This is a genomic window from Pontibacter sp. T17, from assembly GCF_057219875.1.
In genome coordinates this window covers 273,720-290,076 of record NZ_JBXVVW010000001.1, presented here as the reverse complement: position 1 = coordinate 290,076, position 16,357 = coordinate 273,720, and the positions used below count along the sequence as shown (strand labels likewise).

The following is a 16,357-nucleotide window of genomic DNA, read 5'->3' as shown; positions in this document are numbered from 1 at the left end:
TGCGTCGTACAGTAGAATCGTAAAACCAACGACCACTATGAAAGGCATTCTTCTTCGGGTACTGTCAGTGGCGGCAGTGTTGCTGGCGCTGGGTAGCAGCGCACAGGCGCAGAGCTTTGCGTATGTAGACACGAAGTACATCCTGGACAAGATTCCGGAGTATGTAGCGGCGCAGAAAGAGCTGGATGCAGCGACGGAGCGCTGGCAGAAAGAGATAGACGACAAGTATGCAGCGATTGAAAAGCTGTATGAGCGCTACCGTGCAGAGGAAGTGTTGCTGTCGGCCGAGGCGAAGAAGCAGCGGCAGGACGAAATCTTCAATCTGGAGCGGGAAGCAAAAGAGCTGCAGAAGAAGCGCTTTGGCTATGACGGCGACCTGTTCAGGATGCGCGAAGAGCGTGTGAAGCCGATTCAGGACAAAGTGTTTGCAGCGGTAGAGCAGGTGGCCAAGGAGCGCCGACTGAGTTTTATCTTTGACAAGGCAGGTGCGATGGTGATGCTGTACGCCAACCCTACCTTTGATTATTCTGACCTCGTGCTGACCAAGCTGGGCGTTCAGCGATAACCCCCTTTAGTGAACCGAACTGTACCTCTCCCTTATTTTCTTTTTCGACTGATGAAAGTGTTTCGTGCCCTCGCGGCGAGCGCCCTGATGCTGCTCGGTGCTGCCACTGCTGCGCAAGCGCAGAGCAAGATTGCCTATTGCAACCCCGAACTTCTGGTATCGCTGACTTCGGAAGCGAAAGCTGCCGAGCAGGAAATGCGGATTATGCAACAGAAGCTGGAAGAGCAGGCGAACGTAAAGCGCAACTATTACAGCAGCAAGATCCAGGAATACCAAGCCGCGAAGCAGAAAGGCATGACGCCCGAAGCAGAAGAGGCGAAGATCAAGGAAATTCAGCAGCTGGAGCGCGAAATCCAGGAGTTTATCCAGAATGGCCAGGTGCAGCTGCAGAAGAAGCAGGAAGAACTGCTGGGTCCCATCCTGGACCGTATCCAGAAGGCAATTGAAGAAGTGGCCAAGGCCGAAGGCTATACCCACGTGCTGAACTCGACCGCCGGTGACGGTGCCAGCATCCTGCTGTACGCCCAGCCGTCGGACAACATCACGGAGAAGGTAGCCAAGAAGATGGGCCTGCAGATGCCGGCTCCTCAAGGCAGCGCGCCTGCCGCGGGCACTACCCCTGCTGGCGGCCGCTAAGCCACTGCACAGTACACGACAGACCCCGCCTTAGCGGGGTTTTGTCATTCTTGGGCGGATGAAGCGGGCGGAAATGTAATGGGTTGGTTGGTGGAAAAGCGGTGGATGTTAGTTTCGCCGTGCAATGTGCCAGCCGCTTCCAGAGGGTTTTCTTCTGGGCCCGCAAGTACACACGCTGATACTTCCAGACACCCAGTATGAACCCGCAGCATTTACCCATCGCCGTGTTTGACAGCGGCATTGGCGGCCTGACGAACGCCCGCGCCCTGCGGAAGCTGCTGCCCGCCGAGGCACTGCTGTATTTTGGTGACACGGCACACCTTCCTTATGGCGACAAGAGCCCTGAAACACTACGGGGATACATTCGTGAGATAGTAGGTTATCTGCTTGGGCAGCAGGTGAAGGCAGTGGTGATAGCCTGTAACACAGCCAGTGCCGTGGCTTATGACGAAGTTGTGGCCTTGTGTGGCGACCTGCCCGTGTTTGAGGTGATATCGCCAGCGGTGGAAACGGCACTGAAGCGGAGCGCCACCGGGCGGATTGGCGTGATTGGTACCAAGACGACGATTCAGAGCCACATTTACCTGCGGAACATACTGCATCGGCAGCCGGATGCGCTGGTGGTGGAGAAGGCCACGCCTCTGCTGGTGCCCATGATTGAAGAAGGCTGGGCCGGGGGCAAAATTGCCGAGGAGGTGATAGAGGCGTATATGTCGGACACGGGTTTTGCGCACATCGATACGCTGATACTGGGCTGCACACACTACCCACTGGTGCAGGACCAGATACAGCAGTATTTTGACGTGAACCTGCGGCACAAAGTGCAGGTGATCAACAGTGCGGATGCATTGGCCGAGCGGGTGGCAGAGGAACTGGGCCGGCGGGGCCTGCTGAACACCGAGACGTTCCCGAAAGTGGGGGACAGGTTCTGCGTATCGGATTTGACGGAGAGCTTTGGTGCGACGGCGCGTATTTTCTTCGGCGGGGAGATTTCGCTACAGCGCGTAACCCTTCAGGGGCAATAGGAGAATGGTTGCTGCGGCTGACTGCCAGCAGGTTGGCGCTTTGGGCAGTTTGGCGTATTTTTCGGGATAAACGTGCTCTGCACGTCGCCTCTGCATGTTCCGTTACCTGATGAAACCGGTGGTGCTGCTCACCACACTGCTGATATTTGTGCTGTTCTGGCTGATCAGTCTGGTTCCGTTCCAGAAGATCACGGAGCTGAACCCGATCAGCGATGCGCTGGCCGACTTTGAGCTGACGGATGTGGTGTTCTCGAAGTTTCAGGACCCAAATGAGACGCCCATCGACACGAACATCGTGGTGGTGAACATAGGGCGCCTGCCGCGCAATGGTGTTGCGCAGGTGTTGCGCAACATTTCGAAATACCGACCCAAAGTAGTGGGTATTGACGTTCTGTACCGAAACCCTCAGGGACTTGCAATCGATACGCCTCTGAGCAACGCGCTGCGGTATAGCCCAGTTCCGGTGGTAATGGTGACCGAACTGGCCGACCGCGACCCCGAGACAGGAAAGTTTCAAAAGGTGCTGCGCTCGAACGAGCTGTTCAGCGACTTTGCACACGACGGCTATGCGAACATCACAAACGCGGAGGCCATGCGGACAATACGGGAAGTGAGCCCGCGCCAGATTGTGAATGGCGACACGGCCTTTTCCTTTGTGATAGCGCTGCTGAAGCACTATGACCTGAAGCGGGCACAGGAGTGCCTGGCGCGGAACAACGAGCAGGAGCGGATCAACTGGCGGGGGCACATCAGTAAATTCTTCTTTATTGATACGCCGACAGCGGTGGACACCACGGCCGATCTGTCGATTGTGCAGGGGAAAATAGTGCTGATGGCGTTTGTGGACACAGGCGACGAGCGGACACGGTCGTTGGAGGACCTTTACTTTACGCCGATGAACGCGCAGTATGCTGGCAAGGCCCTGCCAGACATGTATGGGATCTACATACATGCCAATCTGCTGTCGACCATTCTTTCGGACAGTTATGTAGACATTATGCCTCAGTGGGTTGGGGTTTTGTGGGCGGTTTTCCTGTGTTGGCTGAACCTGGGCTTTTTTACGTGGATCTATTATGAGCGGAAGGCGTGGTTCGATATCTCGGTGATTGTGGCCCAGATAGCGCTGAACCTGATTGTTCTGTATCTGGTGATAATCGTGTTTGCCAAATACCGATACGAGATACAGGTGAATGTGATTGTTCTGGTGCTCCTTTTGGGACCGAACATTCTCGAAATCATTCTACCGTTCTGGGAGCGACTGGGCCCGAAGGCCCGTGAGCGCATAAAACAGATTCGGGAACGTTATTTGCTTAAGGGCTAATACGTACCTTACTAACCAAACTACACCTCTCGAAATGCTAACCTCACTCAAGACAATGAAGACGGATGTGCTTAAACGTTGGGTGCTGTCGGCGGCGCTGATGCTGCTGGGTAGCACGGCGTTTGCCCAGAGTTACATGCTGATGGCCGTAAGCGGCGATGTACAGTATGGCTCTGAAGGCTCGTGGAAGAAGGCCACGACAGGTGCCCGCCTGGCTGGTACCGACAAGCTGAAGCTTGGCGACCGCGCCTATGCAGCAGTGGTGATCAACAACACCCGCACCTTTGAGCTGAAGAAGACAGGCACCTACAGCCTGAGCGAACTGAATACTGGCGCAAAAGCTGGCGGCAGTGTGACTAGCCGCTACGTAGACTACGTGGTGAACCGCAGCACGAGCAACAAGCTGGGCAACAACATGTCGAACCTGGGTGCGGTAGAGCGCTCGATGGCGCCGCTGCAACTGTCGCCGCGCAACGCGAGCCTGGCTGATGAAACTGCCCGTTTCGTGTGGGCCAAGCAGGCGGGTGCCCCCGGTTACATTTTCGTGATGACCGATATTGATGGTGAAGAGCTGTTCCGCACCACGGTAGAAGACACCTTTGTGGTAGTGAACCTCTCTCAGTACAACCTGAAGCCCAACGAGTGCTACTACTGGAAGGTGGCCAACAAGCGCATGCCCGGCATGGCCAGCGATGACCTGTGCTTCCGTCTGATGGGCGCTGACCAGCGCACCTCGGTAGCCAACGCCGTACGCGAAATCAAGGAAGAAGTTGGCACCGAAGAAACGGCTGTAAACTGGATGGTGCTTGCGAGCTACTACCAGGATCAGCAGGTGAACGACAAAGCCATGGATGCCTACGAGCGCGCCATTGCACTGGCTCCGGAAGTGAAGGAGTATCGCCTGATGTATGCCGAGTTTCTGATGAAGCTGGGCCTTGCTGCCCGTGCCAAGCAGATGGCTGACAGCGCTGCACAGTAAGCCCGCAGCCTGATAACGAATTTCCCTGCAGGGCGCCTTCATGGGCGCCCTTGCTTTTTTATTCCGCTTTCATTCGTATAAGGCTATGGAAAAAGTTGTGCTTACCGAGAAACTGGCGCAGATAACGGAACACTGGCGGCCCTATGTGGTGGGTCAGCTGAATGGCCAGGAGGTAAAGCTGGTAAAATTCAAAGGTGAGTTTGTGTGGCACCACCACGATGACACCGACGAGCTGTTTCTGGTGGTGGCTGGGGCCTTTGACATGCAGTACCGCGACCGGACGGTGCGGGTGCAGGCTGGGGAGTTTGTGATAGTGCCGCGCGGGGTGGAGCACTGCCCCAAAGCCGATGAGGAAGTGAGTATCCTGCTGTTTGAGCAGGCGGAGGTGGTAAACACGGGCAGCGCGGAACCCTCGGCGCTGACGGCCGACCGGCGGGAACTGTAAGGCAGCAGGCGGCTTACCGGAGGTAATGCGTGAAGCCTAAAATGAGGCCGACTGCCGTGTAGGAGATGGAGGTTTCTTCGCGGCGGGAGAAGAGGTAGGTGATGTCGCGGGGATTGGACATGTTGGTGAGCTGTGGGCGGCCGCTTTGGTTGCCGAACGAATACTGCACGCCAGCGGAGAGGTCGGATTTGGCGCGGCGCAGGGTCATGCCGAGGGATGCGTGGTAGAGGTCGAGGCGAGTGGCAGTGGTTGCGATGGAGTTGTCGGAGGAGAGGTTGCGTGAGGGGGTGTTGATGCCACGGGTGTTGTCGGAGGAGAAATCGGTGCGGAAGCCAGCGAGAATGGACAGCCGGTCGGTGACCCGCTGTTCGATGCCCACGGCGCCGTTAATGACGGCACGGTGGCTTTGGCTGATGCGGAGGAAGTCGGCGGCGGAGACGGGATAGTCGGTGGTGGAGGGCCGGATGAAGGGCTTAGGCTGTGGGGAGACGACATCGTAGCCTTTGACGGCGTTGAACCATTCGCCGGAGAGGGAGAGGGTTGTTTTGCCGAGGGCGAATTCGGCACCGAAGGCAATGGAGAAAGGGGTTCGCCAGGTGACAGGCAGGTTTTCCTGACGGTCGGAGGCGAGGATGTCGAGGTAGCGGGTCTGGGGAATGGTTCGGTAGAGGTTGGTGATCTGGTTGTCGCGGGCGACGACAGCGCTGCCGCCGAGGGTTATGCTGGGGGCGGTGAGGGTGAGGCCCAGTTTGAGGCTGTGCGACTCGTATGCAAGGCCCAGCTTGGTGATGAGACGAAAGGCAAGGAGGTCGGCCTGCTCAGAGGCGCTGGTGGAGGCGACGTAATCGATGGTGCCGCCAGTGGAGGAGGTGGGGTTGAGGGCTTGTGCGCCAGTAGAGAAGAGATAGTTCTGCTGACGGAAGGCAACGAAGGTGCTGAAGCCGACGGAGAACTGGTGGGAGAGATTGGAAGAGAGGCGGTAGGACGCAGTGCCACCAGCCCAGAGTTCACGGATGCTGTTGCGATAAGTGAGTTGGCCGATATAGTCCTGTGGGGTGGTGGCACCATTGAAGACTAAGAGGGAGGCATCGCGGCGGGCGGTGGTGCTGACGGTGCTCTGATGGCGGGTGAGTAGGGCGTAGCCGAGTACCAGACGAGGAAGTTTGGGCAGGAGCTTGACGCCGGAGAGGAGAAGGGGCATGACCTGTATCTGGCCAGAGGAAAGGTCTTCATTGGTGCCTGCGCCGTTGGCAATGGTGAGCCCCACATACTGATAGGCGTTGGCGCTGATGGAGAGCGTGGGGTTGTGGATGAAGGCGAGGGCACCGGGATTGTAATAGGTGGCGGAGTTGTCGCGCACGCCGCCGACGACCGCACCGCCAAGCAGGGCCGAGCGGGTGCCGGGCTGGACGGTCCACCAGTTATTCTCCTGGGCAAGAAGAGCGCAAGGCATGGCAGAGAGCCACAGCAGGAGTGTGGACAGGTGAATTTTCATGGCCAAATCGGGGTTGATAGAGAGGCGGGAGTTGGTAGATTGTGGACTGACGCCTGCCGTGGACTAACGTTTAAACTACAACAAGATGAAGATTGGTATTTCTGACAGCAACCGAAAGAAGGGCGCTGAACTTCTGGCGGGCCTACTGGCCGACGAGATGGTGTTGTATGTGAAGACGCTGAATTTTCACTGGCACGTGAATGGGCTTCATTTTCACAGCCTGCATGCGTTCTTTGGCGACCTGTATGAGCAGAGCCAGGAGGCGATAGATACACTGGCCGAGCGCATTCGCGCACTGGGAGAGACGGCGCCTGGCAGTATGGGCGAGATGCTGAAGCTGGCCTCACTGAAAGAGGAGCCGGGCAAAGAGCTTTCACCTGAGAAAATGATAGCCGCCCTGCTGGACGACCACGAGGCGGTTATCCGTTCGCTGCGGGAAGCCAGCGCGACGTTTGACGACAAACTGGGTGATGCCGGCACAGCCGACATGCTGATCGGGATGATGGAAACCCACGAGAAAGCCGCCTGGATGCTGCGGGCATCAGCAAAGTAACGTTTACAGCCGGAGAGACGCTACATGCTGCTGACGTTACTGCTGCAACTGCAACGCCTGCCTGATGGTGGCATGCGCTATGCCGAGACAGACCTGAGCCGATTCATTGTAGAGCCGTTCAATTTCGCGAGTTCGTGCTGCTTTGGGCTGCTGGCCCTGTGGTGGGCGTGGCGGCTGCGGGGTCACTGGCGTCAGCAGCGCTTTCTTACGTGGAGTGTGCCGCTGCTGCTGATCGGCTGCATCGGCGGCTCGGTGTATCACGGCTTCCGGGCAGGGCGGGTGTGGCTGGTGATGGACTTTCTGCCGATAGCCATTCTGCTGATCGCAGCGGCGATTTACTTCTGGACGCTGACGCTGCCCCGCAAGTGGATGGCCTACGTGGCAGTTCCGCTGTTTCTGCTGCTGAACGTGGCGCTGATGGCTGCCCTGGGGCCTGCCCGCCGGGCGCTGGGGGTGAACCTGAACTACAGCCTGATGGGGCTGATGGTGGTGGTGCCGCTGGCGTTTGTGGTGCGGCGGTATCAGTGGGAGCAGAGCCGCTGGGTGGGGCTGGCGCTGGGCAGCTTTGCGGTGGCGGTGTTCTTCCGATGGGCCGACGGCCTGCACCCGCCGCTGCTGCCGATGGGCACGCACTGGCTGTGGCACGTATTCGGGCTGCTGGCGGGCCACTTCCTGATGCAGTACATCTGGTTTCTGGGGTGGAAGCAGGAAGAGGAGAAGCTGGTGATGGAACGGGTGTGAAAGTCTGTGTATTTTAAGACAGGCAGCTCAGCTAAAGCCGGCGCTGCCTTATATAAACCGTAGCTATGGATCCTTGTAATTATAGTTATTACATTTATCTACCGAGATAAAAACAGCAGTAGCAGTATCCTCACTAATTGAGAAATATAAAGAATTTCCTTGCTTCCTGATTTTTAGATTCTTCTTGTCCTGAAGAATTGACATTCTTGCAGAATTATCTTCGTTCAGGTACACTGAGTATTTCGTGCTGTCGTTCGTTATTACCAAATAATAGTCTTTCAGTTTAGTTATCCTGATTACCCCGGTGTTCAGGCTGGAGCTGAAGAATTTGCATTTTCTTTCTTTATCGCTTGGTTGAATATAGAAAATACCAAGTAGCAATAGTAGAATATATATTAATGGAAAAAGAATGTAGAATATGCGATTTTTCATAGCTGATTCAACCTTTCAGTGGGTTTCTCCATTAATATGATAATACAATCACTGCTACAATTCATACTTCCTGGGTTCTCTGCTATGTCTTTTCTGATAGATATTGCAGAAGCTGTCAGCAGAGAAAAAGGCAGTATTTCCATTTGACTTGTAGATGTGAAAAAGAAAAGATGAATCTGCTTTTTCTATTGAGTCAGAGGCGCTGAATTGCTCATGGCCTTTTTCAAACTCGCGAAATGTTATCACGAAGGGTCTTTCGTTTTCTGTCGTAATGTACACATTGTAGCATATAACAGTGCTTTTATATGGTTCATATTTAACAGCGATAACCCTGCCGGATTTTCTACCATAGTAGAATTTTTCCCAGACGAGGTATTCGCAGTTTATACAGCCAACGAGGGTAATACAGAGTATTATCTATACAAATATATTTAATACCGGACATGGCTATGGCTTAATGCATCTGATGTTGTAAAGATGCAGATGCAAACGAAAAGCTGAGTAGTCTACATAAACGTTTCGCGAATGTTGACGGAGTTTTCGACGCCAATCTGGTGGTAGTGGTAGTGGTGCCAGTCGGTGGCGTAGCGGCGGCCCATTTCGAAGAGACGGCGGAGGTAGGACCACTCGGTGTTGAGCTTGGAGGAGACGTTGAGGGGTGCGATTTCCTCCTCGGGGTTGACGCAGTGGATGCGGACCTCCTTGAGCTTGCCGTCGAGGTCGATGCCGCGGGCCAGCAGGCGCTGGACGAACTCGATGCGGCGCATTTCGAGCATGAGGGAGGAGTTGAAGGAGAGCTCGTTGATGCGGTCCTGGATCTCGTGTGAGGTGCGGGGCGTGGAGGCGATGTTGATGGGGTTGACCTGAACGATGAGGATGTCGCGGTGGTCGGTGCCATCGATGAGGGGGAAGAGGGGCGGGTTGCCCATGTAGCCGCCGTCCCAGTAGTCTTCGCCATCGATGGTGACAGCAGGGAAGAGGAAGGGGAGGCAGGCAGAGGCGAGAACGGCCTCTACAGAGATTTCGGGGAGGTTGAAGACACGGAGGCGACCACGGCGGACATTGGTGGCGCAGACGTAGAGTTTGGTGGACTGGCAGGAGCGGAGGCGGTCGAAGTCGATAAGCTCGAGGAGGGTTTCGCGAAGGTCGTTGCGGTTGGTGGGGTTGAACTGCTGGGGGCTGGAGAACTGCGTCATGAACTGTAGGAACAGGTAGCCAGGGCTGTTGTCCATGTTGCCGTTACCGGTGAGCAAATCCCAGGGGGCGGGGTAGAAAGGGCCGCCGAAGCCTTTTCGGGAGACGGTTTCCCAGAATTTATGCAGGAGCGCGCGTGCGCCTTCGTTTCCGCCAGTCATGAGGCCATAGGCAAGCAGAGTACCATTGACAGCACCGGCAGAGGTGCCGCAGATGCCTTCGAGCTTGTAGTGTTGGGGGTTCTCGAGGAAAAAGTCGAGGACGCCCCAGGTGAAAGCGCCGTGTGCGCCGCCACCCTGTAGGGCCAGGTCGATAGCGCGGGGTCCGGTGGGTTCAGTTTTTGTTTTGGCCATGACGTCAAGATACTGAAAATGGGCAGACTAGGTGGTATAACCCAAAGGGAGGAAAGTGAAGAAAGGGAAAGTGCCAGTTGCGGGGCGAGCAGTGGAAATGCCGTAGTTTGTGGGTATGGCAAAGCAAGTGCTGTGGCGGCTGTTTCTGTATGTGCTGATGGGGGTGTTACCACTGTGTGGCTGGGGCCAGCAGGACGGACGCAGGCTGGAAGCGGGGCTGCCGTTTCTGCAGACGTTTGGGGTAAAGGACTACGTGGGCGAGGCGCAGAACTGGGCTGTGGTTCAGGACAAGCGTGGGCTGCTGTATGTGGCAAACAGCGCCGGGGTGCTGGAGTATGATGCGACGTCGTGGCGGCTGATTGTGACGGGCAACCAGACGGGTGCGCGGTCGTTGGCAGTGGATGGCAACGGGACGGTGTTTGTGGGCGCGGTGGGCGACTTCGGCTATCTGGCGCCGGATTCGGTGGGGCGGCTGGGATTTGTATCGCTGCTGGGGCTGGTGCCGGAAGAAGACCGCCAGTTTGCCGACGTGTGGAAGTGCTACGCGACGAAAGACGGCGTGTTTTTCCAGACGGCGGACCGGGTCTTCCGTTTCAGGGCCAATGAGCCGATTCGGGTATGGCGTGCCGAGACACGCTTCGACATCGCCTTTGCTGCGTACGACCGTTTTTTTGTGCGCCAGGTTGAGATAGGGCTGATGGAGATCGCAGGCGACTCGCTGCACCTGCCACCCTTTGGGGCGCGTTTTGCGCAGGAGCGGGTGTTTGCGATGTTTCCGCTGCCAGCCGACACCATCCGCAAGCCCATCTGCATTGTGACGCGTGGGGCAGGGCTGATGCGGCTGGATGAAGGGACACGTCTGCTGGAGATGCCGTTTGCCAGCGCACCGTTTCTCATCGAACACAAGATCTACCACGCCATTGCGCTGAAGAACCGGCGGATGGCTTTTGCCACTTTAACGGGTGGGGCCATAGTGACGGACCTGGATGGCAACGTGCTGCAAAGCCTGAACAAGCAGACGGGCCTGCCAGACCAACAGGTGTATTACCTGCATACCGACCACCAGCAAGGGCTATGGCTGGCGCTGAACAACGGCCTGGCGCGGGTGGAGGTGCAGGGGCCGCTGTCGCAGTACGACGAGACCACGGGACTGGCCGGGAGCGTGTCTGCGTTGGCGCGGTATTTAGGCCAGCTGTATGCGGCCACCAATCTGGGGGTGTTCCAGCTGAAAGGTGGGCAGCCGCTGGCAGCGTTTGCGCCGACGCCTATTGCTTCACCGGCGTGGGCGCTGCTGGGCACGGAAGCAGGGCTGCTGGTGGCGACGGAAGGGCCGGACAGCCTGTGTCTGCTGACAGGTCTGGGCAAGCCGCGACGGATAGCCGGGTACAGTGGGCGCAGTTTTCTGCGGAGCCGTGATGGCCAGACTGTGTATGTAGGCCTGCGCGATGGATTGGCCCGGCTGAAATGGGATGGCAAGGCTTGGAAAGACGGTGGTCGGGCGGAAGGGCTGGAAGCCGAAGTGCGGTCGATGGTAGAGCTGGAAAACGGGGCGCTGCTGCTGGCGACATTTGGGCAAGGGCTGTTCCGGGTGCAGAATCCTGCGGGTGCGCAGCCCGTGATTTCGCTGCTGAATGCGGGCAATGAGTTGCCCCAGGGCAACCTGCGGGTGTTCCGGGCGGCTGACCGTGTGCTGATGCAGACGGTGCAGGGGCTTTATGCCTATGACAATGACCGGAACACGTTTCTGCCTGACACGATACTCTACAGTCTGCTGGGGGGCGAGGTAAGGCAGCTGGACGCGGTTTCGGACTACGGGACGCGGGGCAACCTGTGGGTAGCGGGCGACCGTGGCTTCTGGCTGGCACTGCGGCAGCCGGGTGGGCGCTATCAGGTGGTGGCCGAACAGGCGCTGAAGCGCGTGACCCAGAACGTGAACACCGTGGAGTATATAGACCACGAGGGCGAAATGGCTGGCATTGTGTGGGAGGGCGGCTTTGATGGGCTGATCCGTTACGACACGCAACTGAAGCGGCCCTACACGGCACCTTTTGCGTCTTACATACGGTCGGTGCGGCAACAGCTGGGCCGTACGGACACGCTGCTGTTTGGCGGGACATATTATAATCCGGACTCGGCGCGGATTGAAGTGAACCAGCACAAAAGTGAGCTGCGCGAACTGCCCTACAACTTTGGGGCGCTGCGTATTACCTATGCTGCGAACAGCTTTGAACTGCCCGAAGCCACCGAGTATCAGATATGGCTGGAGGGTCGCGACGACGACTGGGGCAACTGGACCAAGGAAAACCGGAAAGACTACACCAACCTGCCGGAAGGCAACTACGTGTTCCATGTGCGGGCACGCAACCTGTACGGCCACATCAGCGAAGAAGCCAGCTATGCATTTGTGGTGCAGCCACCGTTTTACCGTACGTGGTGGGCGCTACTGGGCTACATAGGGCTGGCGGCACTGTTTGTGTATCTGTTCTCTCAGATGCGGCTGAAGTCCATCCAGCGGGAGAAGCGGATACTGGAGATGAAGGTGGACGAGCGGACACAGGAACTGCAACTGCAAAAAGTGGCGGTGGAACAGGCGAACGAAGAGATCAAGCGGCAGCACGAGAGCCTGGAAGAAGCCTACCACGAGATTGAAGAGAAGAACAAGGACATCACGGACAGCATAGCCTATGCGCGCAGGATACAGGAGGCGTTGCTGCCGGTGTCGAGCGAACTGGCGAAGTATCTGGGCGAGGTGTTTGTGCTGAACCGGCCGCGGGACATCGTATCGGGCGACTTCTATTGGTATTCGCGGCGACGGAATGCCGATGGCGACCAGCTGCACGTACTGGCAGTGGTGGACTGCACGGGCCATGGTGTGCCGGGCGCCTTCATGAGCGTGATGGGCAACACCCTGCTGAACCAGATTGTGAATGAGAACGGCATACACGACCCCGGAGCCATTCTGAACGAGCTGGACCTGCGGGTGCGAACCCTGCTGCGGCAGGTTAAAACCGGTGGTAGCGCCCAAAGCCAGGACGGCATGGATGTGGCGCTGGTTGTGATAGAGCCAGCGGAAGGCGTGGTGCGGTTTGCAGGGGCGCGGCGACCACTGTATTTCTATCACCAGAAAGACCTGAAGGAGTTTTCGGGCAACAAAAACGGCGTGGGCGGCCAGCACACCAGCGAAGAGCCGTTCACTACGATTGTGCTGAAGTACCAGGCGGGCGATGCGCTATACCTGACCTCTGACGGGTATGCAGACCAGTTTGGTGGGCCCAACCGGCGGAAGTTCATGGCGACGCGGATGCGCGAACTGCTGCTGAACGTGGCGCCCGAGCCATTGCCCGCCCAACTGGCCCGACTGGAGAAGGAAATGGACGACTGGCAGGGCCTGCTACCCCAGGTGGATGACATCCTGATGGTGGGGCTGCGGCTGGGCTGATAGCCATTATTGTCCACACGGCGGAACCCGCAAACGGGGTAGGGGGTTATGGGATGGATTGACGTTGAAACAAACAAACCATGCCTGTTCTTCCCCTGCTAAGAAACCTTTTCGGCACTGACGCCAGCAAAGACTCCACCTTGGAGCTGTTGGCGATAGTGGCGCAGAAAACCGACAATGCCGTTATCATCACGGACAAGGATGGCCGGATCGACTGGGTGAACGAGGCTTTTACACGCATCTCGGGCTACGCATTTGACGAGGCGATAGGGCGGACACCCGGCCGCCTGTTGCAGGGGCCTGATACGGATGCCGAGACGGTGAAGCGCATTGGGAACAAGGTGCGAGCCGGCGAGTCGGTGCAGGAGGAAATCCTGAACTACCACAAAGACGGCACGCCCTACTGGCTGGACCTTCGCATCACGCCTGTGCGGAACGACGTGGGTGAAGTGGTGCGGTTCATCGCGATAGAAGCCGACGTAACGGAGCGGAAGAAGCTGGACCTGCAGTTGCAGGAGCTCTCGGTAGTGGCGCAGAAGACGGACAACGCGGTGATCATCACAACACCGGAAGGGGCAATCGAATGGGTGAACGATGGGTTCACGCGGATATCGGGCTATACACTGGAGGAAGTGAAAGGCCGCAAGCCGGGCAGCTTTCTGCAGGGGCCAGAGACGAACCCCGATGCGGTACAGAAAATCAGGGAAAACCTGCGGTTTCAGCGGGCTTTCCAACAGGAAATCCTGAACTACCACAAAGACGGGCGGCCCTACTGGCTGCTGTTGAGCATCACGCCAGTGTTCAGCCGGCAGGGCGAGCTGGTGCGGTTCATCGCCATAGAGGCGGATATCACCAAGCAGAAGGAGACCGAGCAGAGCCTGCGTGAGTTGAACGAAGAACTGGCAGCCCAAACCGAGGAAATACGGCAGGCGCAGGAGGAAATTGAGGCCACCAACGAAGAACTGGCCCGCAAGGCCCGGTTGATTGCCCAGCAGAACGAGGACCTGAAGGCCCGTGACGCCCAGTTGCGCGAACTGGCCACAGTGGCCCAGAAGACCGACAATGCGGTGATCATTTCCAGCGCGGAAGGGCTGATAGAGTGGGTGAACGAAGGCTTCACGCGTATTTCGGGCTATACACTGGACGAAGTACGGGGCCGCAAGCCGGGGCACCTGCTTCAGGGGCCCGAGACCGACAAGCGCACCGTGGCCCGCATACGGGAGAAGCTGGCACTGCGGGAGCCGTTCAAGGAGGAGATTCTGAACTATCACAAAGACGGGACACCCTACTGGCTGTCGCTGAGTATCACGCCTGTGTTTGGGCCAGAAGGCGTGTTGGAGCGGTTTATTGCCATAGAGCTGGACATTACGGAAGAGAAGATGCGCCGCCTGATGCTGGAGCGCCAGACGCGCGAGACGCAGCAGAGCCTGGATTACGCGGCCCGTATACAGCATGCCCTGCTGCCAGATCTGGGATTACTGGCGCGGTTTGTTCCAGAACACTTCCTTCTGTATCAGCCGAAGGCGGTATTGAGTGGCGACTTTTACTGGCTGGCCGAGCGGCAGGGCGAGCTGTACCTGGCGATTGGCGATGCGACAGGCCACGGTGTGCCTGGGGCGCTTATGTCAGTACTGGGGATATCGCTGTTGAATCAGCTGGTGCAGGAAATGCCCGACCACACGCCTGCCGAGCAGCTTGCCTGGCTGAGTGACGCACTTGTCAGCGGGCTGAAGAAAAAAACAGGTGAGGCGCAGGTGTATGACGGGATGGAACTGCTGTTGGGCCGTTACAACCCCGCTACCCGCGAGCTGAAGTGGGCTGGTGCCAACCGGCATCTGTATCTGCTGCGGGGTGGAAAGATGAACGAACTGACAGGTGTGCGCCAGCCACTGGGTTTCAATGTGTTGGGTAAGCCAGCGCTGCCGTTCGAGAGCCATTCGCTGGCACTGGAGGCTGGCGACCAACTGTATGTATTTACCGATGGTCTGCAAGACCAGTTTGGCGGGCCGAACAGCCGCAAGATGGGCAAGCGCCGTCTGCTGGAGGCCCTGAGCCTGACGGGCACCCTGCCGCTGAAACAGCAACAGGCTGAGCTGGAACGCTTCTTCAAAACCTGGCAGGGTGAACAGGAGCAGCTGGACGACTGGCTGCTGCTGGGCGTGCGGATGTAAGGGTAAAGGGGGACTAAACGAGCCCGCTTACCTTACCTGCGAAGAGCAGGTAGATGAGGAGGAAGAGCAGCCCTTCATAGCGCGAGATGCGTTTATCGAGCGTGAGGAGGTAGAACAGCAGTGTTGCTACCAGAAAGAAGGGCAGGGGCAGGGCCAGGGTTTCGGGCGAGACGGTGAGGTTAGAGAAGCTGACCAGGCTGACGACTGCCGGAATGCAAAGGGCATTGAAGATGCAGGAACCGAGGATATTGCCCACGGCTATGTCTGCTTTGCCCTGGCGGGATGCCTGGATGCTGACAACGGCTTCGGGCAGGGTGGTGCCTATTGAGAGCACCGTGGCGGAGATGATGGCCTTGCTGATGCCAAACCCCGTAGCGAGTACTTCGAGCGACTCGATGGTGTATTTGGCGCCGACAAAAATGAGAGCAGCCGTGCCGATGAGGATAAGTGTATCGCGGCTGAGGAGAAGGCGGAGTTTTCCAGCGAGGTGGTCTTGGCGGAGGGTATCGGAGATGATGAGGTTGGCGCCTGTGTTGCCCTCGCGGAAGAGATAGAAGTTGTAAAGCGTAAAGGCAACGAGGCCAAAGATACCCTCAAGGGGAGTGAAGGTGCCGTCGTAGAGGCAGAAGGCCAGCAGGGCTGAGGAGCCGAGCAGGAAATTCTGGTCGATGAGGATGTACTGGTCGCCGAGGCGGACGACGGAGCGTGTGGCCAGTGTGATGCCTGCAAGCACGAGGAGGAGATTGGAGAGGCTGCTGCCGAGGACGTTGCCGGCGACGATTTCGCTGCTGCCCTGAAGGGTAGCGAGGAGTGAGGCGATGAGCTCTGGCAGTGAAGTGCCTATTGCAACGATGACCACGCCTGTGGCAAAGGGTGACATACCAAGGGCAAGGCCCATGCGTTCGGCCGAAACAGTGAAGCGGCGTGATGCGAGAATGAGTGTGGCAAGGCTGAGGAGAAAAACGCCGGACCAGATCGCAGTAGAATGCATGCTGAAAGTTACGGCAG

13 protein-coding genes are annotated in these 16,357 nt (G+C 57.6%); 10 read left to right on the top strand and 3 right to left on the bottom strand.

The genetic code is table 11. The features are described 5' to 3' along the window. Positions 1–37 precede the first annotated feature (37 nt). From AC2D8O_RS01320 to AC2D8O_RS01295, 6 genes are all read left to right on the top strand, one after another. Positions 38–565, top strand: a complete 528-nt coding sequence (locus AC2D8O_RS01320; protein WP_484676973.1) for an OmpH/Skp family outer membrane protein — start codon at positions 38–40, stop codon at positions 563–565. Positions 566–616: 51 nt separating this feature from the next. Continuing rightward, positions 617–1,201: an OmpH/Skp family outer membrane protein gene (locus AC2D8O_RS01315; RefSeq protein ID WP_484676972.1), complete on the top strand. Its 585-nt coding sequence runs from the start codon at positions 617–619 to the stop codon at positions 1,199–1,201. 197 nt (positions 1,202–1,398) lie between these two features. Further along, positions 1,399–2,226 (top strand): glutamate racemase, encoded by an 828-nt coding sequence (gene murI, locus AC2D8O_RS01310; protein WP_484676971.1) that lies wholly within the window; start codon positions 1,399–1,401, stop codon positions 2,224–2,226. A 94-nt stretch (positions 2,227–2,320) separates the two neighbouring features. Next, positions 2,321–3,547: a CHASE2 domain-containing protein gene (locus AC2D8O_RS01305; RefSeq protein WP_484676970.1), complete on the top strand. Its 1,227-nt coding sequence runs from the start codon at positions 2,321–2,323 to the stop codon at positions 3,545–3,547. Positions 3,548–3,581: 34 nt separating this feature from the next. Continuing rightward, positions 3,582–4,526 (top strand): tetratricopeptide repeat protein, encoded by a 945-nt coding sequence (locus tag AC2D8O_RS01300; RefSeq protein ID WP_484676969.1) that lies wholly within the window; start codon positions 3,582–3,584, stop codon positions 4,524–4,526. A gap of 85 nt (positions 4,527–4,611) precedes the next feature. After that, a complete protein-coding gene (locus tag AC2D8O_RS01295) occupies positions 4,612–4,971 on the top strand; it encodes a cupin domain-containing protein (protein WP_484676968.1) in 360 nt (119 codons plus the stop codon). Positions 4,972–4,984: 13 nt separating this feature from the next. On the opposite strand, the gene AC2D8O_RS01290 is transcribed toward AC2D8O_RS01295, so the two are convergent. Beyond that, positions 4,985–6,466, bottom strand: coding sequence for a hypothetical protein (locus tag AC2D8O_RS01290; protein ID WP_484676967.1), 1,482 nt, complete (start codon positions 6,464–6,466; stop codon positions 4,985–4,987). A gap of 85 nt (positions 6,467–6,551) precedes the next feature. Between AC2D8O_RS01290 and AC2D8O_RS01285 the strand changes: the two genes are divergently transcribed. Both AC2D8O_RS01285 and AC2D8O_RS01280 read left to right on the top strand, forming a co-directional pair. Further along, positions 6,552–7,019, top strand: coding sequence for a Dps family protein (locus AC2D8O_RS01285; RefSeq protein ID WP_484676966.1), 468 nt, complete (start codon positions 6,552–6,554; stop codon positions 7,017–7,019). A gap of 24 nt (positions 7,020–7,043) precedes the next feature. Further along, positions 7,044–7,760 carry a hypothetical protein gene (locus AC2D8O_RS01280; protein WP_484676965.1) on the top strand — a complete coding sequence of 239 codons (717 nt, stop codon included), beginning with the start codon at positions 7,044–7,046 and terminating at the stop codon, positions 7,758–7,760. A gap of 938 nt (positions 7,761–8,698) precedes the next feature. Here AC2D8O_RS01280 and AC2D8O_RS01275 read toward each other — a convergent pair. Beyond that, positions 8,699–9,739: a patatin-like phospholipase family protein gene (locus AC2D8O_RS01275; RefSeq protein WP_484676964.1), complete on the bottom strand. Its 1,041-nt coding sequence runs from the start codon at positions 9,737–9,739 to the stop codon at positions 8,699–8,701. A gap of 115 nt (positions 9,740–9,854) precedes the next feature. On the opposite strand from AC2D8O_RS01275, the gene AC2D8O_RS01270 reads away from it, so the two are divergent. Together AC2D8O_RS01270 and AC2D8O_RS01265 are read left to right on the top strand one after the other, a co-directional pair. Next, a complete protein-coding gene (locus AC2D8O_RS01270; protein ID WP_484676963.1) occupies positions 9,855–13,178 on the top strand; it encodes a SpoIIE family protein phosphatase in 3,324 nt (1,107 codons plus the stop codon). A gap of 80 nt (positions 13,179–13,258) precedes the next feature. Next, positions 13,259–15,349, top strand: a complete 2,091-nt coding sequence (locus AC2D8O_RS01265; protein ID WP_484676962.1) for a SpoIIE family protein phosphatase — start codon at positions 13,259–13,261, stop codon at positions 15,347–15,349. Positions 15,350–15,362: 13 nt separating this feature from the next. Here the strand turns inward: AC2D8O_RS01265 and AC2D8O_RS01260 are convergent, their stop codons facing one another. Further along, entirely contained in the window at positions 15,363–16,340 is a 978-nt protein-coding gene (locus tag AC2D8O_RS01260) for a sodium:calcium antiporter (RefSeq protein WP_484676961.1), read from the bottom strand. Positions 16,341–16,357 lie beyond the last annotated feature (17 nt).